The following is a 22,990-nucleotide window of genomic DNA, read 5'->3' as shown; positions in this document are numbered from 1 at the left end:
GGCGGTCAGGCCTCCAGTCGGGCTTCGATCAGGAATGGGCCGCGGCATGTCAGGGCCGATCGCAGCGCGGCCGCGAACGATTCGACCGTTTGCACCGCCACGCCTTCCACCCCCATGCCGCGGGCCAGGTCGACCCAGTCCAGCGCGGGGTCGTCCAGGTCCAGCATGCGGCGGGCGTTTTCGCCCGCCGTGCCGGCGCCGACGTGCCTGAGTTCGGCATGAAGAATGGCGTAGCGGCGGTTGGACAGGATGATGGTGACGACATCCAGGCGCTCGCGCGCCTGGGTCCACAGGGCCTGCAACGTGTACATGCCGCTGCCGTCGGCCTGCAGGCAGACGACGCGGCGGCCGGGGCACGCGATGGCCGCGCCGGTTGCCATGGGCAGCCCGGAACCGATGGCGCCGCCGGTGATCTGGAGGTAGTCGTGGGGCGCGGCGCCGCGGGTCTGTTCGAACAGGTCGCGCCCCGACGACACGGATTCGTCGCACAGGATCGCGTGTTCAGGCAGCAGGCGCCCCAGGGCGGTGATGAGGGCGGCGGGCGTCAGGCCACCCGATGGCATGGGGCCGGCGCCCGGCGCTTCCAGCAGGGGATGCGGCGCGACGCCCAAGCCCAGTTCATCGGCCAGCCAGTCGAGCGTTGCCACGGGGTCCTGTTCGTCGGTCGCCAGTCCGATGACTTCGCAGCCGGCGGGAAGCAGGCTGCTGGGCTTGCCTGGATAGGCGAAGAAGGCCACCGGGGAGCGTGCGCCGATCAGGATGATCTGCTCGGCGTCGGCCAAGATCCGAAGCGCCGAATCGACGCCGAACGGCACTCTGTCCAGCGTTACCCGGCCGGCGCCGCGTTCGACGCGGCCGTTGGACTGCGGTGCGAGCAGGCGGGCGCCGCAGCCCTGGGCAATGCGGCTGGCGGTGGCGAGCGGCGCGGCGCGCAGCGCCCGGCCTCCCAGCATCAGCAGGGTGCGCTTGCCGTTGCGCAACCGCTCGACCGCCTCCCGCATGGTCTCGGGCGCGGGCAGGCACGGCGTGTCGGGGGATGCGGCCACGGTTTGGCTGGCGGCGGCATCGGACCAGGCGATGTCGGCGGGCAGGATCAGTGTCGCGATGCGCCCCGGCGCATGGCGTGCGGCCGCGATGGCCGTGGCGGTATCGGAGTGGACCCGGGCGGGGTCGGAGATGGTGCGGACCCAGGCCGACATGGGGCGCGCCAGCGTCTCGATGTCCGACGTGAGCGGCGCGTCGTAGGGCAGATGGTGGCGTGCGTGGTCGCCGACGATGTTGACGACAGGGGAGCCGGCCCGCCGCGCGTTGTGCAAGTTGGCCAGGCCGTTCGCCAGCCCCGGCCCCAGGTGGAGCAAGGTGGCCGCCGGCTTGTCGGCCATGCGGGCGTATCCGTCGGCGGCGCCGGTGACGACGCCCTCGAACAGGCCCAGCACGCAACGCATGGCCGGCTTGCGGTCGAGCGCGGCGACGAAATGCATTTCGGATGTGCCGGGATTGGCGAAGCAGGTGTCGATGTCGTGGTCGAGCAGGGTGTCGCACAGGACATCGGCGCCGGAAGGGACGGGATGGTTGGTCATGATCGGGCGGTCGGGCTGTCGAGATCGGGACTGTAGATCGCGAGCCGCCGCCGCGGACGGGTTTGATGCCAGGCATCGGACGAAATCACATATGTGATTTCGAGGCCGGCGGGGTGGTTTTTCGTTGTCCTCCCGCCCAGCGGGTTCTTATGATCCGCTCCACGCAGCGGCGGTGCATGGCCGCGACGAAACCAGGCGAAAGGAGACACCGATGCCGATACGAATGCTGGGCGCCATGCTGGCGGGACTCTCGATCACCCTTGGAAGCGCGGCGACGGCGGCCGATACGGCGGCGGATTTCCCGTCGCGGCCGCTGCGCCTGCTGGTCGGCTCGCCGCCTGGGGGGTCGACCGACACCTATGCGCGCATCATTGCCGAGCCCTTGGGCAAGGTGCTTGGCCAGAACGTGGTGGTCGAGAACCGCACCGGGGCCAGCGGCATCGTGGCCACCAGCGCCATGCTCAATTCAGCCGCCGATGGCTACACGCTGCAGTTCGTCTATACGTCGTATACGCTGGCTCCCAGCCTTTACAAGGATCTGCCCTATGATGCCGGGAAGGATGTGGCCGGCGTCTCCATGGTGGTGACCTCGCCGCTGACCCTGGTGGTGGGTGCCTCCTCTTCCCTGGCGAGCCTGGACGACGTGGTCAAGCTTTCCCGCAAGCGTTCGCTGAACTACGGTTCCGCCGGCGTGGGTAGCGGGGGACACCTGACCGCCGAGATGTTGCGCCTGTCGACCGGCATGCCGGCCGTGCACGTGCCCTATCGCGGCGCGGCGCCCGCCGCGGCGGCGGTGGCGGCGGGCGACGTCGATTTCGCCTTCGTGGCCCAGGTCACCGCCAAGGAACTGATGCAGGCCGGCAAGCTGCGTCCGCTCGCCGTGACCAGCACGCGGCGCACACTCATGCTGCCCGAGGTACCCACCATGCTGGAGCTGGGCGTCAAGGACTACGAGTTCTTCAATTGGTTCGGGGTGGTTGCCCCGGCCAGGACTTCGCCCGCCATCGTCGAGAAAATCAGCCGCGGCATCGCCCAGGTGCTCAAGAATCCCGACGTGCGCGCACGGCTGACCTCCGATGGATCCGACGTGGTGGGCAATACGCCGGCCGAATTCAGCCGTTTTCTCCAGGACGACATCCGGAAATCGGGCGAACTGGTACGCCAGATCGGCATCAAGCAGGAATAGGAAATCATGGAAGCAACAAGAGCCGCGGAACAGGGGCCGCTCGCCGGCGTGCGGGTGGTCGACCTGTCGACAGTCGTGGTGGGGCCGGCCTGCACGCTGGCGCTGGCCGATCACGGCGCGGAGGTCATCAAGATCGAGGCGCCGGATGGCGACCTGATGCGCCAGCTCGGCGGCGGCGCGCGCCACCGCGGCATGACCGGCAAGTTCATGAACTTCAACCGCAACAAGCGTTCGGTCTGCATCGACCTGAAGACGGACGGCGGCCGGGCGGTATTGCGGCGCCTGCTGGAAAGCGCGGATGTCTTCGTCACCAACATGAGAACGAGCGCGCTGGACAAGCTGGGGCTGGACTGGGAGTCGCTGCGCGCGGTCAACCCCAGGCTCATCCACTGCCTGGTGCTGGCCTTCGGCCGCAAGGGCCGTTATGCGGGCCGCCCCGCCTACGACACGGTCATCCAGAGCGTCTCCGGCGTGGCCGGCGCATTCGAGGCGTCGAGCGGGGAACCCCGCTTCGTGCCTTTCGTCATGACCGATCACATCACCGGCCAGATCGCCGCGCAGGCCATCGGGTTCGCGCTTTACCGGCGCACCCGGACGGGCGTGGGCGAGTCCATCGAAGTGCCTATGTTCGAGACCATGGCGGCCTTCGTCATGCGCGAGCACATGGGCAACCTGACCTTCGATCCGCCCATCGGGCCGGTTGGCGATGCGCGTATTCTCAACGCCGACAATCGTCCGGTGCCGACCAAGGACGGCTACATCGCCATTTCCCCGAACACCGATGCCCAGGCTTTCGCGTTCTTCGATGCCATCGGACAGCCGGAGTTGAAAACGGACCCGCGCTTTCGCAGCGTGGCGGCGCGCACCGCCAACAGCCTGGACTATTACGCCCTGCGTGCCAGCGCCCTGAAAGGCAGGACGTCGGCCGAGTGGCTGGAGATTCTCGAGCGTGCCGACGTGCCGGCCATGCGCTACAACACGCTGGAAAGCCTGCTCGATGATCCGCATCTGGAGGATGCGGGTTTCGTCCAGCGCGTGGATCACCCCAGCGAAGGGAAAATCCGGCAGATCGGTCTGCCCAATGCCTTTTCCGGAGGCAATCGGGCACAGGCGCGGCCCGCGCCTCGGTTGGGCGAAGATACCGTGGCCGTGCTGGGCGAGTGCGGCTTCGGCCAGGATGAAATCGATGCCGCGCTGCGCGACCGCCTGGTCTACGGCATCAAGTCGGAGGAATGATCATGGACGAGGCCCGCACCGTCGAGGCGGAACTGGTGGTATCGACCGACAATCACGTACGGCTGCTGAGATTGAACCGTCCCGAGCGCCGCAACGCCTTGTCGCGCTCGCTGATGGTGGCGATTGTCGAAGCGATACTGGATGCCGAGGAAGACGACGACGTGCGCGTCATCGTGCTGACCGGCACGGGTGACGCGGCGTTCTGCGCCGGCGGCGATCTCAAGGAGATGCGCGGCAACGACGAGGCCGGCGCGCGCTTTCGCTCACCCATGAACCGCCTGGAGCGCAATGTGTTCGAAGTGGTGCTGGAGGCGAAGAAACCCACCATCGCGGCGCTCAACGCCAGCGCGGTCGCCGGCGGCTTCGAACTGGCGCTGGCCTGCGATCTGCGCGTCTCCCATGCCGAGGCACGCTTCGGCCTGCCCGAGACCAAGATAGGCATGGGGGCGAATTTCGGCTCGGTGCTGTTGCCGCGGCGGGTGGCGCCGGGCATCGCGCTGGAGATGCTGTTCACCGGCGAGTACATCGATGCGGCCGAGGCCTACCGGATCGGATTGCTCAACCGCGTGGTGGGCGCGAACGAGGTTTTGCCGGTGGCGCTGGAGCTGGCGCGCAGGATTGCCGACAACGCCCCCATTTCCGTCCGGCGCGTCAAGGCGGTGGCCTTGCGCGGACTGGAACTGCCGGTGGCGGCGGCGCTGCGCCAGGATCCAGGCGCCAATCCCTACCTGAGCGAGGATCGCAAGGAGGGCATACGCGCGCGCCTGGAGAAACGCAAGCCGGTATGGCGCAACCGATAGGAGCAGGAAGATGAAGACCGCATGGCCCAAGGTATTGATCACCGACGAGACTTTGCGCGACGGATTGCAGATCGAGCGCGAAGGCGTGACCGTGGACGAGAAGCTGGAGATACTGCGGATGCTGGTGGATGCCGGCATACGGCGTCTCGTCGTGGGGGCTTTCGTCAATCCCAAGTGGAGTCCCCAGATGGGCGACACGCTGCGCCTGGTCGAGCGGCTGCGGCCGGTGCCGGGCGTGGAGTTCTTCGCGCTGGCGCTGAACGAACGTGGGCGCGAGGACCGCAAGCGGCATGCCCCGCCGCTGAGCCTGGAACCGCTGCCGGCCACCCATCTGCACATGTGCGAGACGTTCCTGCAGCGCAATACCAACCAGACCATGGAAGGGCAGGAGCGGATATGGCGCACACCGGTCGAGAAGGGCCGCGCGGCCGGCGCGACGCAGGCCGCGGTGGGCTTGAGCGCCGGCTGGGGCTCGAACTGGAGCGGCAAGTTCACGCAAGCCGCGCGCCTGGATGCGCTACAGCGCCAGGTCGATGCCTGGAACGGCGCTGGTATCGAGGTCAAGCGCGTGGACCTGGCCGATCCCATGGCATGGAACACCCCGCTGGAAGTGGCCAGCGATCTGGAGGCGATCAAGCGGCGCTTTCCGTCCATCGACGTTTTCCATCTCCACCTGCACAACGCCCGCGGCATGGCGATGCTGTCCATGTACGAAGCACTCAAGCTGTTGGAGGCCAGCGATACGCTGGTGGCCGACACGGCGCTGGGTGGCATAGGCGGATGCCCATACTGCGGCAACGGCCAGGCTACCGGCATGATCCCTACCGAGGACTTCGTCCAGTTGCTGCAGACGCTTGGCGTGGACCCGGGCGTGAACCTGGACCGCCTGGTCGAGGCCTCGGTGCGCTTGTCCGAGATCCTTGGCCGGCCGCTGCATTCGCAGGTGGCACGCAACGGTCCGTTGCCGGCGGCGGGCCGCCTATACAGTCCGGACGTGCCGGTGGTCTACACTTTCCATGAGGCCCAGCATTTCCGGCTGGGGCCCTCGGTTTACGAAGGCAAGGCGCGGCCCTGGATCAAGCCGGCCGCGCCGGCCGGCAAATAGCGGGACCCGGCCGCCGCGCTGGACGGTACGAGGCGTGGAGATATGGAAGGGACGATCAAGTCGGCGCGGCGGGTACTGGAGATCTTCGAGTTCTTCGCCCAAACCCATGCGGCCACGACGGTCAAGGAACTGTCGCAGTGCCTGGGCTATCCGCAATCCAGTACCTCGCTGCTGCTCAAGAGCCTGCTGGCGCAAGGCTATCTGCGCTACGATCCGCCCACCCGTACCTACTACCCGACCTTGCGCGTGATGCTGCTCGGGTCGTGGGTGCACGACGAGATCTTCGGCAACGGCAGCCTTATTTCATTGCTGGAAGGGTTGCGGCGCGAGTTCGGGCATTCGGTGCTGCTCGGCATGCGGCAGGGCATCCATGTGCGCTACATCGTGACTCTGTGTGCCGAAACCACTGGCTTGCCGCCATACGCCACCGGCATCCTGCGGCCGGTGTGCCGGGCGGCGGTCGGCAAGATACTGCTGGCTGGACTGCGCAACACCGAGATCTCGCTGATCGCCCGGCGCGCGAACGCGCAGGAAACCGATCCCGCCTGCAAGGTCGCGGTGCCCGAGTTGCTGGCGGACATCGAGGCCTGCCGCGAACGAGGCTGGGCCGAAAGCCGGGGGCGGGTGGTGGCGGGGCGCAACGTCATCGCCATGGCGCTTCCGCCCGTGCCGGGCCAGATGGACCTGGCCATCGGCCTGGGCGGCCCCGAAGATGCCATTGCCCGCCAGCGCGACGAGGTGGTGGACCGCCTGCGGCAGATAGGCGTGGCGTTGCAGGGCCAGGCGGCCATGCGGGCCGGGGTGCCTACGCGGGGCCAAGATCCCGGCTGGCCGCAATGGCCAGACTCCTGAACCATCGATGTGCGGGGTCGGTGTGGCTACGTTCGTGCCAGTAGCCCATCATCCTGACCCTGGGCAGGCGCAGCGGCGGTTCGGTGATTTCCAGGTGCGAGGCGTGAGCGACGACATCCCGCGCAAGGCGCTGGGGAATGGTCACTACGAAATCGGTGCCTTCCACCATGCGGGGAACGGATAGATAGTCCTGCACCAGAAGCGCGATCGAAAGCGTCGTTCCATATTGGGCAACGGCGCTGTCGACCGCCTTGCCCGTGGTGGTGCGCTCCGCGCCTTGGGCGCGGATGTGGGATGCGGCCAGATATTCCGCGATGCTCAAGGGGCCTCCCTTGCCGTTGCGCCGCTTGTCCGACACGCAGACGATCCTGTCATGGAAGAGCAGGACTGATCGTAAGGATAAGGGAGGCGGCCCCTGCCCCCAGGCCAGCCGCAGGTCGACTTCTCCGCTTTCGAGCTGTTCGTGCGCATGGCCGTAATGGGGCGGCTTGAGCTCCATCCTGACTCCCGGCGCATGTTCGCGTACCCGGCGGACCAGTCCGGGCAGCAGGACGTGCTCGGTATAGGGAGCCGACGTCACGACGAATCGGCGCCGGGAGGTGGCGGGGTCGAATTTCTCTTCGTGGGCCATCAGTCGATCGAATCTCTCGAGCAAGTCTCGCACCATGGGCTCGATTTCCTTGGCGCGTTGGGTATGGATCATGCCGTTGCGGCTGCGCGTCAGGAGCGGATCGGCGAACAGGCGGCGCAGCCGGTTCAGGACATGGCTCATGGCGGGTTGGCTCATGTCGAGTTTCTGGGCCGAGCGCGACACGCTTCTTTCGGAAAGAAGAACAAGGAGGATGCGCAGCAGGCGCACGTCGACGTTCTCGAGAGCAGGGTTGTCCATGAAATTCCTTGTCCGCAGCACCGAATAACGGTTATTCATCATGGATCATAGTTAGCCATGGGCTGGCTGGCTAGAATGCCTTTTGTCCTGCCTGCCTCAGGCTGGGGTGCCCGGTCAGTCCTGAAAGGAGATTCCAGTGGCCAGCCCGTCCGCATTCGAACTCGCGACCAGCCGGATAGCGAAGCCGCCGGCAGATCACGTATCCCAGGTGATTCCGATATTCGATTTCGCCGGGCCCGGGGACGCAGTCATCGCCGGACGGCACAGTTTTCGGCTTAGCCTGTGCCAGGTCGGACCAGGCGAAGGCCTGGACATCGCGCCGAGCGATGCGGACCAGGCTCTTTTCTGTTTGCAGGGCGAAGCCGCCGTCCAGCAAGATGGCGGCACGGTGAGTGCGAAACGCTGGGACTGCGTGGCGCTGGCTTCCGGCAAACCCACGCAGGTGCGCAACTCAGGTACGGCTCCGGCCCGACTGTTGCTGCTTGCTGCCGATCCCCAGGCCTATCGCGACACTGGACGCACGCCGACGGTGGATGGTCCGTTCGAAGGCCGGCGCATCGCACGCTGGGGCGAGGTGAAAGGCTACGACGATGCCTTCGCCACCAGCAATACGCCCGGTCTGGAGAAACGTGTTTTCAAGCTGGTCAACCGCGGCATCAGCGTCGGGGCGCATCATTTGCCCGCGCTGCCCTTCGAGTTTCCGTTCTCGATGAGCATCATCGAGATGGAGGCAGGCAAGGGCGCCTCGCTGCATGCCCACGCGACCGAGGAGATCTTCGTTCCGCTGGATGGTGACCTGGATTTGTTTTGGGGTGACGAGGCCGAGAGCCGGATAAGGCTGGCGCCGCACGAGATCGTATCGATGCCGATCGGGCTGATGCGAGGATTCACGAACGGGAATGCCCGCCAGTTCCACATGCTGGCGCTGGTCGGAGGCTGGAACCGGCAATCCGTGGACAGCGTGACCTACCGGTCTCCCGATTTCTCTACGGTCGCTTGATCCGGGCGGCGGATCGCAGTTTGCTGGAGAGTCCGATGCGGAACCTTGCTGGATGGAAGATCCTGGTGGCGGCTGGCTTGTGGTGTTGCAGCGCGTCGCTCGCGCTGGCGGACGGCTGGCCGGAGAGGCCGCTGCGCCTGGTGGTGCCGTTCGCGCCCGGAGGACTGACTGACGTGGTGGCTCGGGCGGTTGCCGAGCGCATGTCGGACGAACTGGGGCAGCCCATCGCGGTGGAGAATCGACCCGGGGCGGGCGGCAACATCGGCGCGTCGGCGGCTGCCCGGGCGCCGCGGGACGGCTACACGCTGCTGATGGTGTCGCATCTGCTGGCCTTGAACAAGACAGCCTATCGCCAGATCGACTATGACCTCGAGAAGGATTTCGCCCCGGTGGGCGAAGTCGGTCGAAGCGCGAATTTCCTGGTCGTGCGTCCCGATTTCCCCGCCAAGGATCTCGCGGAAATGGTTGCCTACATGCGGCGGCATCCGGGCAAGGTCAATTTCGCCGTGGCCGGTGCCGGGCCTACCGCCGCATACTTCGCGATGACCAGCCGCACCGATTTCGCGACCATATCGTACAAGGGGAACGCCCCGGCGCTGACGGACCTCGTGGCTGGCAGGATCGACGCCATGATGGTGGCGGCGGAGACGGTGCTTCCGTACGTGGCCGACGGTAGGGTGAGGGTGGTGGCGCTGACCAGTTCCGGTGAGCGGTCGCCATATTTTCCCGAAATTCCGGCCGCGGCCGAGACCGTGCCGGAATTCATCGCCCCCGGATTTCTTGGGCTGGTGACGACGAAAGACACCGATCCCGCTATCGTGCAGCGACTTTCCCAGGCCCTGCGAGCGGCGTTGCGCAGTGACCGGATCCAGGCCCAGTTCAAGAAACTGGGGATCGCGGTGGCGGAGAGTTCGCCGGATCAGTTCGGGATGAAAATCGGCGAGGAAGTCCAGCGGTGGGCCGTCGTGGTCAAGGCCACCAACGGGTTCATCAACTGACCCGGATCGGCAGGCGATCATGCTCGAACGCTATGGTTTCGCTCACGATGGCGCCTCGATTCCGGCTGCGTTATGGACGCCCGAAAAACGGCCCAGTGCCATCGTCCAAGCCTGCCACGGGGGCAGCGGCCACAAGGAAGCCGACGCGGTCCTTGCCATCGTCGACCGGCTCGTGCCTCGGGGGATGGCCGTGCTGGCTATAGACGGCCCGGTGCACGGGGAACGCAGCCCCGACGGAAGCCGGGATCCGGAGGCCGCCCGGCGGTATTTCCGCGCGGCTTGGCGGACTGGGCTGGGCAGGACGAGCATGGCGCGGGAAATGACTGCCGCGCTCGACCATCTGACGGCAACGCGCGGGTGGGAGGGCTTGCCGGTCGGCTATATCGGCGTTTCGATGGGTACGGCCTACGGCATTCCCTACCTGGCGTCGGATCGCCGCGTGCAAGCGGCGGCCATCGGTCTGTGGAGCGCCAATTACGCGGCCAGCGACCATCTTGCCGGGTTCGCCGCGCGGATCGAATGTCCGATCTGGTTCACCCAGCAATGGGACGACGAGTTCTTCGATCGGGAAGGTACGGCGCGGCTGTTCGACGCCCTGGGCTCGCGGGACAAGCGGCTGGTCGCGTACCCGGGACCGCATCGCGCGCTGGAAGGCGAGCGCCTGGGCGATGCCATCGATTTCCTGGCCGGCCGACTGCTGAGCAAGGCAAGGCCGTAGGCACGCGGACGGGCGTGGCGGGCGGCCGGTGCCGCCGGGCCGTGGCGGTTTTCATGGCTGGACGCAGGTATGCTTCGGGTTGGCACGGATTTCGCCCTTGATGCCGCTCCGGGGACCTGCATGTACCTCCTGTGGACCTACCTCAAGCCCCACCGCTCCCTGGCCTTCGTCGCGCTGCTGCTGGCCGGCGCCTCGCAGGTCCTGGCCCTGGTCGATCCCATCATCTTCGGGCGCATCATCGACGAGTACGCGATCAATCGCGCCGGCAAGACCGAACACGAGCTGGTCAGCGGCGTGCTGGGGCTGCTGGCCCTGGCGGTGGGGATCGCCATCCTGTCCCGGCTGGCCCGCGCCCTGCAGGAATACACCACCCGGCTGGTGGTGCAGAAGCTGGGCACGCATCTTTTCAATGACGGCCTGCGGCAGGTGCTGCGCCTGCGCTTCCAGGAGTTCGAGGACCTGCGCAGCGGCGAGATCCTGTCCCTGTTGCAGAAGGTCCGGGCCGACAGCGAGCGTTTCATCAACACCTTCATCAACACGGTGTTCGCGGCGGTGGTGGGGGTGGGGTTCCTGACCTGGTATTCGGTCACGAAGAACTGGCTGCTGGTGCCGGTGTTCCTGGTCGGCGTGCTGCTGCTGGGCGGCCTGACCGGTTTGCTCAGCCGCGAGATCAAGACCCAGCAGCGTTCCATCGTGCGCGAGACGAACCGCAATTCGGGCTTCATCACGGAGTCCCTGCGCAATGTGGAGCTGATCAAGAGTCTGGGGCTGACTTATCCGGAAATCCGCCGCCTGCAGGCGCAGACGGCGGCGATCTTCGCGCTCGAAATGGAGAAGGTCAAGCGGATACGGGTGCTGTCCTTCCTGCAGGGCATGACGCTGAGCCTGTTGCGGCTGTCCATCCTGTTCGCGCTGCTGTGGCTGATCTTCCGCGAAGTGCTGAGCCCTGGCGAGCTGATCGCGATGCAGTTCATTTCGGTGGCGATCTTCGCGCCTTTGCAGGAACTGGGGAACATCATCCTGGCCTATCGCGAGGTGGACGCCTCGCTGCTGAACTTCGGCGCGCTGATGAAAAAGCCCGTGGAGCGGCGGCCGCCCGGCGCGGTGGACGTGGGGCCGGTGCGGGACGTGCGTTTCGAGCAGGTCTGCTTTCGCCACAAGGGAGCGCCGGACTACGCGCTGGAGCACGTGTCGTTCGAGGCGCAACTGGGCGACACGATCGCGTTCGTGGGGCCGTCGGGCTCGGGCAAGTCGACCCTGGTGAAGCTGCTGGTGGGGCTGTATCCGCCGGCCAGCGGGACGGTGTCGTACAACGGCCAGCCCACGACGGCACTGCGCTTCAACCGCGTCCGGAGGCAGATCGGATTCGTGACACAGGAAGCGCACATGTTCGCCGGCACGATCCGCGAGAACCTGCGGCTGGTCAAGCCCGACGCCACCGACGAGGAAATGGTGGCGGCGATGGAACAGGCCTCCTGCGCCTATCTGCTGACCAAGTCGCCGGACGGGCTGGACACGGCCATAGGCGAGATGGGCATGAAGCTGTCGGGTGGCGAGAAGCAGCGCCTGTCGATCGCCCGCGCGTTGATCCGCCAGCCCCGGCTGCTGATCTTCGACGAGGCGACCTCGGCGCTGGATTCGCTGACCGAGGAACAGATCAACGAGACGGTGCGGCGCATCTGCGCGCGCCGCACGCAGATCACGATCCTGATCGCGCACCGGCTGTCGACGGTGATGCAGGCCGACACCATCTTCGTGCTGGAAAAAGGGCGTATCGTGGAGCACGGCAGCCACGCCCGGTTGCTGGAAGGCAAGGGCCTTTACTATGCGATGTGGCGGCAGCAGATAGGCGAACGACCCGCCGCGCCGACATCCGGGGACCTGCCCGCCGACGAACCCGAGGATGCCTATGACCCGCTCCCGCCCGGGCCCTGACGCCCCCGACTCCCGCTTCGGCCCCGGCCGCCACGCCCTGCGCGGTGCCACGCTGAGTTTCCATGCCGACCCTTTCCTGTCGGATCCGCACGCTTCGTACACCCACCTGCCCGATGCGCTGGTGGTGATCGAGGACGGCCGCATCGCGGAAGCCGGCCCCTACGACCGGCTGCGCGCCTCGGTCGAAGGCTCCATGCCGGTGGCGCACTATCCGGACGCGCTGATCCTGCCCGGCTTCGTCGATACCCATATCCATTACCCGCAGACCCAGATGATCGGCGCCTTCGGCGAGCAATTGCTGGAGTGGCTGAACAAGTACACCTTCGTGACCGAGCAGCAGTTCGCCGACCCGGCGCACGCCGCGATGGTCAGCGAGCTGTTCCTGCGCGAGCTGCTGCGAGCGGGCACGACGACGGCGGCGGTGTACTGCACGGTGCATCCCGGGTCGGTGGACGCGTTCTTCCAGGCCTCGCAGCGATTCGACACGCGCATGATCGCCGGCAAGGTGCTGATGGACCGCAACGCGCCGGAGGCGCTGCGGGACACGGTGCAAGGCGGGTACGAGGACTCCCGGGGCCTGATCGGCAGGTGGCACGGCAACGGGCGCCAGCTGTACTGCATTACCCCGCGCTTCGCGGCGACCTCGTCCCAGGCGCAGCTGGAGTCGGCGGCCCGCCTGTGGCGCGAGCACCCCGGCACCTACATGCAGACCCACCTGAGCGAGAACCTGGGCGAGGTGGGCTGGGTCGCCGAGCTGTTCCCGGACTGCTGCGACTACTTCGAGGTTTACCGGCGCGCCGGTCTGGCGGGGCCGCGGGCCATCTTCGCGCACGCGGTGCACGTGTCGGAAGACGAATTGTGCGCCTGCCATCGGTCCGGGTCGGCGCTGGCGCACTGTCCGACCTCCAACCTGTTCCTGGGCAGCGGCCTGTTCCGGGTGTTCGACGCCAAGCGGGCCGACCGGCCGGTGCGGGTGGGGCTGGGCACGGACATAGGCGGGGGCACGGCCTTCTCGCAGTTGCAGACGCTGAACGAGGCCTACAAGGTGGCGGCCCTGAACCAGACGCGGCTGACCGCCGCCCACGCGTTCTACCTGGCGACCCGGGGCGGCGCGCACGCGCTGTACCTGGACGACCGCCTGGGGGCCATCGAGCCGGGCTACGAGGCCGACCTGGCGGTGCTGGATCTGAAATCCACGCCCTTGATGGACTTCCGGATGCGCTATTGCACCGACCTGATGGAGCGCCTGTTCGTGCTGATGACACTGGGCGACGACCGGGCGGTGCGCGCCACCTACGTGGCGGGGCGGCCGGTATATGACCGGTCGCGCCAGCCGGCGCCTTTCCGGTACGCGGACGGTTCGGCGGCGCCCGCGCCGGCTTGCTAGAATCAGTATTCGTTTCCGCGCCCGCGTCCGGCGGGCATTCAAGGCCATCCATGCACGTACTTTTCATTATTGACCCGCTTCCCGCGCTCAAGGCCTACAAGGACACCTCCGTGGCGATGATGCGAGCCCTCGTGGCCCGCGGCCATAGGCTGAGCGTGGCGATGCAGGGCGATCTCTACGTCATCGACGGCGTGGTGCGCACGGCGTCCCGGCCCCTCGAACTGGTGCCGGATGCCGACCTGCACGCACATGACTGGTGGAAGGAAGGCCCCGAGGGCGACCAGCCGCTGACCGCCTTCGACGCGGTGCTGATGCGCAAAGACCCGCCTTTCGACATGGAATACGTGTATTCCACCCACCTGATGGAGCGGGCCGAGGCCCAGGGCGCGCGGGTGTTCAATTCCGGCGCGGCGATCCGTAACCACCCCGAGAAGCTGGCCATCGCCGAATTCCCGCACCTGACGGTGCCGACGCTGGTGACGCGCGACATGGCCCGCCTGCGGGCTTTTCACAACGAATACCACGACGTCATCGTCAAGCCGCTGGACGGCATGGGCGGCACCGGGATCTTCCGGCTGGCGCCCCGGGAAGCCAACCTGAACGCCATCCTCGAGACGCTGACCGACAATGGCCAGCGCAGCATCATGGCGCAGCGCTACATTCCCGAGATCCTGCAGGGCGACAAGCGGGTGCTGCTGATCGGCGGCGAACCCGTGCCGTATTGCCTGGCGCGCATCCCGCAGGCGGGCGAGACCCGCGGCAACCTGGCCGCCGGCGGCCGGGGCGTGGCGCAGCCGCTGTCCGACCGCGACCTGGCCATCGCCCGCGAACTGGGGCCGAAACTGGCCGCGCGGGGCCTGCTGCTGGTGGGCCTGGACGTGATCGGCGACTACGTCACCGAGATCAACGTGACCAGCCCGACCACGTTCTGCGAAATCACCGAGCAGACCGGCTTCGACGTCGGCGCGATGTTCGCGCGCGCGCTCGAGGACGCCGTCGCCGCGAAGCCGGAGGCGAGATCGGCATGACCGGCGTCGTCATCGTCGCGCACGAACCGCTGGCTTCGTCGCTCCTTTCCTGCGCTTCGCACATCTTCGGCGAACTGTCCGGCGTGCTGGCCTACGATGCCGGCAACGACGAGGATCCCGACCAGATGTTCCGCGCGGTGCTCGAGCGCATCGAATCCGCGGCGGCCGGCGAGGGCGTGCTGGTACTGACCGACGTGGTGGGCGCCACGCCCGCCAACCAGACCGACCGGGCGGCGCGCGAGGCGTCGCGGCTGGGGACGCCCACCACCGTGCTGGCCGGCGTCAACATACCGATGTTGCTGCGCACCTTGCCTTACCGCCACCTTTCCCTTGATGATCTGGCGCAGCGCGCCCTGGCTGGCGGCACGCAAGGCGTCTTGCGCGTCGACGGCGAACCTGAAGACCATTGACCATGCTGAGCATCGACATCGCCGTTATCAACAAGCTGGGCCTGCACGCGCGGGCATCCGCCAAGCTGACCCAGCTCGCCAGCCGGTTCCGCAGCGAAATCCATATCGCGCGCGGCTCGCGCCGCGTCAATGCCAAGAGCATCATGGGCGTCATGATGCTGGCGGCGGGCATCGGCACCAAGGTGACCGTCGATGCCGAGGGCGAGGACGCTCAGGAGGCCCTGGACCAGATCCAGGCGCTGTTCGCGCAGAAGTTCGGCGAGGCCGAGTAGCCTATGGAAACCTCGATGCTGGCCTTGCACGGACTGGGGGTGTCGCGCGGCTATGCCATCGGCCGCGCCGTGGTCATCGGCGCGGCCGCCCTAGAGGTATCCCACTATCGTATCGATGAAGAGGAGGTGGAGGCCGAGTGCGCACGCCTGGCCGCCGCCATCCGCGCCGCTTCCGACGAACTGGCCCAGCTGGCCGACCATCTTCCCCCCGACGTACCCCGCGAACTGGGCGCCATCCTCCAGGTGCACAGCATGATCCTGGCCGACGCGATGATCTCGCTCGAGCCGCTGGAGATCATCCGTTCCCGCCACTACAACGCCGAATGGGCGCTGACCGCCCAGGGCCAGGCCCTGGCCGAGCAGTTCGCGCAGATGGAAGACGAGTACATGCGCGAGCGGGGCGGCGACGTGCGCCAGGTGATCGAGCGCATCCTGCATGCGCTGGCCGAGGCCAACGGGCGGCCGCGCGGCTTGAAGGGTTCGGCCATCGACGACCATGGCGATCCGCTCGTCGTCGTGGCCCACGACATCGCGCCCGCCGACATGCTCAAGCTGCGGGGCGCGCGCTTCGCGGCCTTCACCACCGACCTGGGCGGCGCGACCTCGCACACGGCCATCGTCGCCCGCAGCATGGGCGTGCCGGCCGTGGTGGCGCTGGGCGCGGCGCGCACGCTGCTGCGCGACGGCGACATGGTCATCGTCGATGGCGAGGCCGGCGTGCTGCTGGTCAATCCGCCGCCGCGCGTCGTGGCCGAGTACCGCGCCCGCCAGGCCGACTACGCCCGCGAGCGGGCCACGCTGGCGACGCTGCGCGACGTGCCGGCCATCACGCTGGACGGCGTGGTCGTGTCCATGCTGGCCAACATCGAGCTGCCCGAAGAGGCGCAGGCGGCGGTGGATGCCGGCGCCGAGGGCATCGGGCTGTTCCGCAGCGAATTCCTGTTCATGGGGCGTGACGACCTGCCCGGCGAAGACGAACAGTACGAGGCCTATGCCTCGGTGGTACGCACGATGGCGGGACGTCCGGTCACCATCCGGACGCTGGACATCGGCGCCGACAAGACGCTGGACGGCGAGGCCACCGTGGCCACCAATCCGGCGCTGGGCCTGCGGGCGATCCGCTACTGCCTGGCCCACCCCGAACTGTTCGCCACGCAGTTGCGCGCGATCCTGCGCGCCTCGGCCCACGGGCCGGTGCGGATACTGATCCCCATGGTGGCCCACCTGCGCGAGGCGCGCGCGTCCTATGCCGCCATCGCCGCCGCCAGGCACGAACTCGACGCGCGCGGCCAGGCCTACGGCCAGAACATCCTGGTGGGGGCGATGGTCGAGATCCCTGCCGTGGCGATCGCCATCGAGCCCTTCGTCGAGGCCTTCGACTTCCTGTCCATCGGCACCAACGATCTGATCCAGTACACCTTGGCCATCGACCGGGCGGACCCCGACGTGGCGGGGCTGTACGACTCGCTGCACCCGGCGGTGCTGCGGCTGGTGGCCAACACCATCAACGCGGGCTCGCGCGCCGGCAAATCGGTATCGGTGTGCGGCGAGATGGCGGGCGACACCGAGCTGACGCGGCTGCTGCTGGGCCTGGGGCTGACGCAGTTCTCCATGCATCCGCAGCAGTTGCTGGACGTCAAGCGCGAGATCCTGCACGCCCATTCGAATGCGCTGCGGACCAAGGTGGCCGCGGTCCTGAACCGCGCGTCGGAAATGGACCTGTCGCTGCTGAATCAGTAGCGGCACGCCTTTCCAGGCGTTTTGCCGCTGCACGGGCCGATTCACAAGGCCGTCAGTTCATCATAGAATGTTACCAAATGTGACATTCACGATGGAATGACGAGACCCGCATTCGTGACATCGGAAGCGCCGCAGGGTCCCGAGGCCCGGGGCGTGGAAGGCAACGAGACCACGACCCGCGTGTTGCGGTCGCTGCGTCCGCTGATCGGGGCCTCCAGCGAGAGGGACATCGGCAGGGTCGCCCGCGAGTTCGCCAACGGGCTGGGCGCGGCGCATCATGCGTTCGGCATCGTCCAGCGCACGCCCGACGGCAACGTCCTGCGCTGGCTGGCCGAGGATGCCCGGCGGTGGTGGGAAGGGTTCCGCCCCGAGTTTCCGCCCCTGATCCAATCCGCCGGCTGGCCTGCCGGCCAGTTGCGCGCCTGCCGGCGGGCGCTGGACGACGGCCAGGCATCGCCTTCCCACGACGAATTGCGGCGCCTGGAGGCCCACAGCGCGCTGTTCCTGGTGGCCGAAGGGCTGCGCCCCGGCGATACGGTCGCCTGTCTTGCCCTGCTGTTCGGCTCCGCCGACGCGGCCGCCGGGCGCTATACCCGGGCACAGCTGGCGGACCTGGGCAATCATGCCGCGTCGCTGCTGCTGGACGCCTATCTGCGGCTTCCTTGCCAGGACCGGGCGCCGGTGCCCATCCGGCTTTCCGGGCGCGAGCAGGAATGCCTGCGCTGGGCCTCGGTGGGCAAGACCGGCGGCGAGACCGCCCAGATCCTGGGGCTGAGCGAGCGCACCGTGAACTTCCACCTGGGCAACGCCTTCGCCAAGCTCAAGGTCAACAACAAGCAGGCGGCGGTGGCCCAGGCCATCCTGCAAGGCCTGCTGTAGGGCCGTCCGCGGCAGGCCGCGCCGGGTCGGATGCTACAATCCCCCGTAACTTTCATTGGCGCCGATTTGCCTGGTCCGCTTGCGGGCGCCTGATAAATCCAGCTAAAGAGCTCCGTCCATCGTGTCTTCCGATTCGCATCTCGAAGAGGCGTTGACCGCCTTTCTCGACACCCCCGCATCTCCTCCCATCGGTCCCGATTCCGTCGGTGTCGTCCAGGCGCAGGCCATGACGTTCGACGAGCCGCTGCAATTGGCCAGCGGCACGGCCTTCGGTCCGTATTCGCTCACCATCGAGACCTACGGCCGCCTGAACGCCGATCGCTCCAACGCGGTGCTGGTCTGCCATGCGCTGAACGCCTCGCACCACGTGGCCGGCGTGTCGGCCGACGATCCGTCCGACGTCGGCTGGTGGGACAACATGGTGGGGCCGGGCAAGCCGCTGGACACCGATCGCTACTTCGTGATCGGGATCAACAACCTGGGTTCCTGCTTCGGATCCACCGGGCCCGCCAGCATCGATCCCCGCACCGGACGACCCTACGGCGCCTCGTTCCCCGTGGTCACGGTCGAGGACTGGGTCCATGCGCAGGCCCGCGTGGCCGACCGGCTGGGTATTGCCCGCTTCGCCGCGGTCATGGGCGGATCGCTGGGCGGCATGCAGGCGCTGAGCTGGGCCATCACCTATCCCGAGCGCGTGGCGCATTGCGTGGTCATCGCCAGCACGCCCCGGCTGTCGGCGCAGAACATCGCCTTCAACGAAGTGGCGCGGCGCGCCATCATCACCGATCCCGAGTTCCACGGCGGGGATTTCTATGCCCATGGCACGGTGCCGCGCAACGGCCTGTCGGTGGCGCGGATGATCGGCCACATCACCTACCTGTCGGGCGAAGACATGGCCGAGAAGTTCGGGCGCGCGCAGCGTTCGCCCGGCGCCGACGGCGCGTTCCGCTACGGCTACGACGTGGAATTCGAGGTGGAGTCCTACCTGCGCTACCAGGGCGAGAAGTTCTCGAAGTACTTCGATGCCAACACCTATCTGCTGATCACGCGGGCGCTGGACTATTTCGATCCGGCCAAGCAGGCTGGCGGCGACCTGGCGCGGTCGCTCGCGCCGGCGCAGGCCGAGTTCCTGCTGACCTCGTTCACCACCGACTGGCGTTTCCCGCCCTCGTGTTCGCGCGAGATCGTGCAGGCGCTGCTGCGCAACGGCCGTCCGGTCACCTACGCCGAGATCGAGGCGCCGCACGGCCACGATGCCTTCCTGCTGGACGACGCCCGCTACCACTCGGTGGTGCGGGGCTATTTCGACCGCGTGGCCCGCCAACTGGGGCTGGGCGCGGCGGGAGGCGCGCGATGAACCGCAACGCCGCTTCCCTGCGCCCCGACCTGGCCCGCATCGCGGGCTGGATCGCCGACGGCTCGCGCGTGCTGGACCTGGGCTGCGGCGACGGCACGCTGCTCGCCCACCTGCGCGACGCGCAGCGGGCCCGCATCGTCGGGGTCGAGATCAGCGACCAGCACGTGATCGAATGCGCGCGCAAGGGCGTCAACGTCATCCAGCAGAACCTGGAGGACGGCCTCGCGCTGTTCGAGGACGGCCGCTTCGACACGGTGGTGCTGTCGCAGACCTTGCAGGCCGTGCACAACACCGAGCGCATCCTGCTCGAGATGGCGCGCGTGGCAAGCGAGGGCATCGTCTCCTTCCCCAATTTCGGCCATTGGACCCACGGCCTGTCCATCCTGCGCGGGCACATGCCCGTGACCGGCCAGATGCCCTACCAGTGGTACAACACGCCCAACATCCACCTGTGCACGCTGAAGGACTTCGAGGCGCTGGCCGCCAAGCTGGGCCTGCGCATCCTGGCCCGTGCGACCTTCGCCGACGCCCACGAGATCTCGTGGCTGCCGGGCTGGCGCAGCACGCTGGCCGTGTATCGCTTCGCCTCGCCGGCGCGGCGCGGGACGGCGGCGGCGTGACACGCGGGCGCGCCCGCAAGCCCGTGGCATGAGCCAGCGGCGCGCCCTGCACAGGTTTTACTTCTTCGGCCTGATCGGCCTGGTGCACGCCTACGTATGGCTGCGCCTCGTGCCCGACCTGGGCGCGGTGCCGGGCCTGGCGCCGGCGCTGAGCGTCGTGCTGGCATTGTCCGCCGTGCTGATTCCCACCAGCATGCTCGCGCGGCGCCGCTCGGCCGGCCGCCTGCTGCTGGGCGCGATCTGGCTGGGGCTGCTGTGCATGGGCCTGTTCTCGTCGTTGTTCGTGCTGACGCTGCTGCGCGACCTGGTATTGGCCGGCGCGTCCGCGCTGGCGTGGTTCGGCGCCGGAGGCGGGCACGCGGTGCTGGAGGCGCCGTCGGCCCTGTTCGTGGTGGCGGCTTCGCTGCTGATGTCGGTGGCCGGCTTCGTCGGTGCCCGCCGCGTGGCGCGCGTGGTGCGCGTCGACATTCCGCTGCGGGGGCTGCCCGCCGGGCTGGACGGATTCACCATCGCACAGATCAGCGACATCCATGTCGGGCCCACCATCCGCGCGCCCTACGTGCGGCGCATCGTCGACGCGGTCAACCAGCTGCGGCCGGACATGGTGGCGATCACCGGCGACCTGGTCGACGGCAGCGTGGCCGATCTCGCGCCGCACGCGCGGCCCCTGGCGGAGCTGGCGTCGCGCCACGGAACCTTCTTCGTGACCGGCAACCACGAATACTACTCGGGCGCGCACGCCTGGGTGGAGGCGCTGCGCGACATGGGCATGCGGGTGCTGCTGAACGAGCACGCGGTGCTGCGCCATGCGGGCCAGGAACTGGTGGTGGCCGGCATTACCGATTACAGCGCCCACCAGTTCGATCCGGCGCACCGCAGCGATCCGCAACGTGCGATCGACGGCGCGCCGGCCGATGCCGGCGCCCGCGTGGTGCTGGCCCACCAGCCGCGCAGCGCGGCGGCCACCGCCGCGGCGGGATTCGATCTCCAGTTGTCGGGCCATACGCACGGCGGGCAGTTCCTGCCCTGGAATTTCCTCGTGCCGCTGCAGCAGCCGTTCGTGACGGGGCTGCATCGCCAGGACGGCATGTGGGTGTATGTGAACCGCGGCACGGGCTATTGGGGTCCGCCCATGCGCTTCGGCGTGCCGTCCGAGATCACGTTGCTGCGCCTGGTGCGGGCCCGGGACGGCGACGCCTGACCCGGCCGCCTCAGCGCGCCAGCGATGTCCGCACGGCGAACAGCGGCCGCTGCACGGTCTGCGCGATCAGCACGCCGGCCAGGCTGATGCCGCCGCCGATCACGTGGTAGGCGCGCATGGGTTCGTCCAGCAGGGCGATAGCCAGGCCCGCGGTCAGCACCGGCAGCAGGTTGATGAAGATCGCGCAGCGGTTGGGGCCCAGCAGCTTCACGCCCTGTATCCAGAAGAAGGTCAGGATGATGGACGAGAAGATGCCGGCGTAGGCGATCAGCGGCACGGTCCTGGCGTCCAGCATGGCGGTGCCGGCGGGCAGGGCCAGGAACAGCGGGAACATGAACACCAGCGCGAAGGCCGCCTGCATGTAGGTCGATTGCCAGGCGGGGATGGCCATCCGCCAGCGCTTGAGCAGCACGCCGTACAGCGAGTAGGCCAGCGCGGCGAACAGCATCAGCACGTCGCCCAGGTGGGCGCCCTGCGCCAGCACCGCGCCGATGTCGCCATGGCCGACCAGGTACAGGATGCCGCCGAACGACAGCACGCCGCCCACCGCCATGCCCAGGGTGACGGGATCGCCCAGCAGCGCCGCGCTCAGGATCGCCGTCAACAGCGGGATCAGCGCCGTGACGATGGCCATGTTGGTGGCCGTGGTGCTTTCCGCGGCGCGGTAGGACAAGGCCTGGAACAGCGCCATGGACAACAGGCCGCCTATGGCCAGTTGCCACCAGTGGCGCCGGATGGCGTCGCGGTTGCGCCAGATGGGGCGCACGAGAAAGGGGCTGAGCAGCGCGATGGCCAGCACCAGCCGGTAGAACGTGATGGCGGTGGGCGCGATGGCCGAGGCCGCCATCTTGGACACGATCACGTTGCCGGCCCAGAAGACGATGGCCAGGAAGGGGAAGAGATACGCGGCGGGGGACATCGAAAAGGCTCCGGAAAGAGAGGGAGCTTCATGCTCCGCGCTACCCGGTCGGCTGTCTCACGCTAATATGAAGTCAGTTATCTAAAAAGTGACATTCCATGGATGTCGATGCCCATCTGCGTGATTCGGCTCGGGCCGGCGTGCCCGTCACCGCCATTGCCGCGGACTATCCCCACGGGCACGTGATCGCCCCGCACAGCCATGCCCACGGCCAGTTGCTCTATGCGATCGAAGGCGTGATGTGCATCGACGCCCAGGGCGGCCGCTGGGTGGTGCCGCCCACGCGCGGCGTGTGGCTGGAGGCCGGGATCGCGCACCAGGTGCGCATGAGCGGCGACGTGAAGATGCGGACCGTGTTCGTCGCGGCCGATGCGGGAGCGCAGTTGCCGCAGGGCAGCTGCGTGCTGGGCATCCCGCCGCTGCTGCGCGAACTGATCCTGGCCGCCATCGACCTGTCGCCGGGCGACGGGCCGGCGTCGCGGGCCAGTTGCCTGAGGGGGCTGCTGCTGCATGAACTGCGGGCGCTGCCGGTGTTGCCGCTGCACCTGCCGCTGCCCTCGGACCCGCGCCTGCGCGCGGTGTGCCAGCGGCTGACCGAGGCGCCGGACGACGGCCGCACGGTCGATGCCTGGGCCGCCGGCGCCGGCATGTCGGCCCGCACGCTGCACCGCCTGTTCCAGCAGCAGACGGGCATGCGCTTCGGCTACTGGCGCCAGCAGGTGCGCTTGCTGGCCGCGCTGGAGCGCCTGGCGCGGGGTGATAAAGTGGTCGACGTCGCGCTCGATCACGGCTACCAGAGCCAGAGCGCCTTCGCAGCGATGTTCCGCCGGCATTTCGGGATGCCGCCCACGCTGTTCTATCGATGACCCCCCACAAGG

General features: G+C 67.9%; 22 protein-coding genes and 1 riboswitch. Of the genes, 19 read left to right on the top strand and 3 right to left on the bottom strand.

All coding sequences use genetic code 11. The features are described 5' to 3' along the window. Positions 1-5: 5 nt before the first annotated feature. A complete protein-coding gene (locus EGT29_RS26350; RefSeq protein ID WP_124691777.1) occupies positions 6-1,580 on the bottom strand; it encodes an acetolactate synthase large subunit in 1,575 nt (524 codons plus the stop codon). 211 nt (positions 1,581-1,791) lie between these two features. On the opposite strand from EGT29_RS26350, the gene EGT29_RS26345 reads away from it, so the two are divergent. From EGT29_RS26345 to EGT29_RS26325, 5 genes are read left to right on the top strand one after another with little or no spacing between them, the layout of a single operon-like run. Continuing rightward, complete coding sequence (locus EGT29_RS26345; protein WP_124691776.1) at positions 1,792-2,766, top strand: tripartite tricarboxylate transporter substrate binding protein; 975 nt, start codon at positions 1,792-1,794, stop codon at positions 2,764-2,766. A 6-nt stretch (positions 2,767-2,772) separates the two neighbouring features. Next, entirely contained in the window at positions 2,773-4,002 is a 1,230-nt protein-coding gene (locus tag EGT29_RS26340; RefSeq protein ID WP_124691775.1) for a CaiB/BaiF CoA-transferase family protein, read from the top strand. 2 nt (positions 4,003-4,004) lie between these two features. After that, a complete protein-coding gene (locus tag EGT29_RS26335; protein ID WP_124691774.1) occupies positions 4,005-4,802 on the top strand; it encodes an enoyl-CoA hydratase/isomerase family protein in 798 nt (265 codons plus the stop codon). Between the two features lie 10 nt (positions 4,803-4,812). Continuing rightward, positions 4,813-5,907 carry a citramalate synthase gene (locus tag EGT29_RS26330; RefSeq protein WP_124691773.1) on the top strand — a complete coding sequence of 365 codons (1,095 nt, stop codon included), beginning with the start codon at positions 4,813-4,815 and terminating at the stop codon, positions 5,905-5,907. Positions 5,908-5,949: 42 nt separating this feature from the next. Then, positions 5,950-6,759 (top strand): IclR family transcriptional regulator, encoded by an 810-nt coding sequence (locus EGT29_RS26325; protein WP_124691772.1) that lies wholly within the window; start codon positions 5,950-5,952, stop codon positions 6,757-6,759. Here EGT29_RS26325 and EGT29_RS26320 read toward each other — a convergent pair. After that, positions 6,713-7,648 carry a LysR family transcriptional regulator gene (locus EGT29_RS26320; protein ID WP_161567987.1) on the bottom strand — a complete coding sequence of 312 codons (936 nt, stop codon included), beginning with the start codon at positions 7,646-7,648 and terminating at the stop codon, positions 6,713-6,715. The two genes, EGT29_RS26325 and EGT29_RS26320, sit on opposite strands and share 47 nt — an antisense overlap. A 136-nt stretch (positions 7,649-7,784) precedes the next feature. Here EGT29_RS26320 and EGT29_RS26315 point away from each other — a divergent pair, with 136 nt between their 5' ends. From EGT29_RS26315 to EGT29_RS26255, 13 genes are all read left to right on the top strand, one after another. Further along, positions 7,785-8,648: a hypothetical protein gene (locus EGT29_RS26315; protein WP_124691770.1), complete on the top strand. Its 864-nt coding sequence runs from the start codon at positions 7,785-7,787 to the stop codon at positions 8,646-8,648. 35 nt (positions 8,649-8,683) lie between these two features. Continuing rightward, a complete protein-coding gene (locus EGT29_RS26310; RefSeq protein ID WP_124691769.1) occupies positions 8,684-9,646 on the top strand; it encodes a tripartite tricarboxylate transporter substrate binding protein in 963 nt (320 codons plus the stop codon). Positions 9,647-9,665: 19 nt separating this feature from the next. Further along, entirely contained in the window at positions 9,666-10,364 is a 699-nt protein-coding gene (locus tag EGT29_RS26305) for an alpha/beta hydrolase (protein ID WP_124691768.1), read from the top strand. A gap of 120 nt (positions 10,365-10,484) precedes the next feature. Then, positions 10,485-12,299 (top strand): ABC transporter ATP-binding protein, encoded by a 1,815-nt coding sequence (locus tag EGT29_RS26300; RefSeq protein WP_124691767.1) that lies wholly within the window; start codon positions 10,485-10,487, stop codon positions 12,297-12,299. Next, the gene (guaD, locus tag EGT29_RS26295) at positions 12,274-13,686 is read left to right on the top strand and encodes a guanine deaminase (RefSeq protein ID WP_124691766.1); all 1,413 of its coding nucleotides are present in this window, start codon (positions 12,274-12,276) and stop codon (positions 13,684-13,686) included. Before EGT29_RS26300 ends, guaD begins: the two co-directional genes overlap by 26 nt. A gap of 50 nt (positions 13,687-13,736) precedes the next feature. Continuing rightward, positions 13,737-14,714 (top strand): glutathione synthase, encoded by a 978-nt coding sequence (gene gshB / locus EGT29_RS26290; RefSeq protein ID WP_124691765.1) that lies wholly within the window; start codon positions 13,737-13,739, stop codon positions 14,712-14,714. Continuing rightward, entirely contained in the window at positions 14,711-15,124 is a 414-nt protein-coding gene (locus tag EGT29_RS26285) for a PTS sugar transporter subunit IIA (protein ID WP_087838113.1), read from the top strand. Before gshB ends, EGT29_RS26285 begins: the two co-directional genes overlap by 4 nt. Positions 15,125-15,126: 2 nt before the next feature. Further along, positions 15,127-15,396, top strand: coding sequence for an HPr family phosphocarrier protein (locus EGT29_RS26280; protein ID WP_124691764.1), 270 nt, complete (start codon positions 15,127-15,129; stop codon positions 15,394-15,396). 3 nt (positions 15,397-15,399) lie between these two features. Then, positions 15,400-17,136 carry a phosphoenolpyruvate--protein phosphotransferase gene (gene ptsP, locus EGT29_RS26275; RefSeq protein ID WP_255465714.1) on the top strand — a complete coding sequence of 579 codons (1,737 nt, stop codon included), beginning with the start codon at positions 15,400-15,402 and terminating at the stop codon, positions 17,134-17,136. Between the two features lie 114 nt (positions 17,137-17,250). Continuing rightward, positions 17,251-18,015 (top strand): helix-turn-helix transcriptional regulator, encoded by a 765-nt coding sequence (locus tag EGT29_RS26270; RefSeq protein WP_238160216.1) that lies wholly within the window; start codon positions 17,251-17,253, stop codon positions 18,013-18,015. A 48-nt stretch (positions 18,016-18,063) separates the two neighbouring features. Then, a riboswitch (SAM riboswitch) is annotated at positions 18,064-18,142 on the top strand. 60 nt (positions 18,143-18,202) lie between these two features. Next, complete coding sequence (locus tag EGT29_RS26265) at positions 18,203-19,372, top strand: homoserine O-acetyltransferase (protein WP_238160500.1); 1,170 nt, start codon at positions 18,203-18,205, stop codon at positions 19,370-19,372. Continuing rightward, on the top strand, positions 19,369-19,992 hold the full coding sequence (gene metW, locus EGT29_RS26260; RefSeq protein ID WP_124691762.1) for a methionine biosynthesis protein MetW: 624 nt from the start codon (positions 19,369-19,371) through the stop codon (positions 19,990-19,992). The genes EGT29_RS26265 and metW overlap by 4 nt, the downstream gene beginning before the upstream one ends. Positions 19,993-20,020: 28 nt before the next feature. After that, a complete protein-coding gene (locus tag EGT29_RS26255) occupies positions 20,021-21,193 on the top strand; it encodes a metallophosphoesterase (protein WP_124691761.1) in 1,173 nt (390 codons plus the stop codon). Between the two features lie 10 nt (positions 21,194-21,203). On the opposite strand, the gene EGT29_RS26250 is transcribed toward EGT29_RS26255, so the two are convergent. Then, the gene (locus tag EGT29_RS26250; protein ID WP_124691760.1) at positions 21,204-22,112 is read right to left on the bottom strand and encodes a DMT family transporter; all 909 of its coding nucleotides are present in this window, start codon (positions 22,110-22,112) and stop codon (positions 21,204-21,206) included. 98 nt (positions 22,113-22,210) lie between these two features. Between EGT29_RS26250 and EGT29_RS26245 the strand changes: the two genes are divergently transcribed. Next, entirely contained in the window at positions 22,211-22,978 is a 768-nt protein-coding gene (locus tag EGT29_RS26245) for a helix-turn-helix transcriptional regulator (RefSeq protein WP_124691759.1), read from the top strand. Positions 22,979-22,990: the final 12 nt, after the last annotated feature.

It is taken from the genome of Pigmentiphaga sp. H8 (assembly GCF_003854895.1).
Taxonomy (GTDB): Bacteria; Pseudomonadota; Gammaproteobacteria; order Burkholderiales; family Burkholderiaceae_B; genus Pigmentiphaga.
This window is presented reverse-complemented; position numbering and strand designations above follow the sequence as displayed.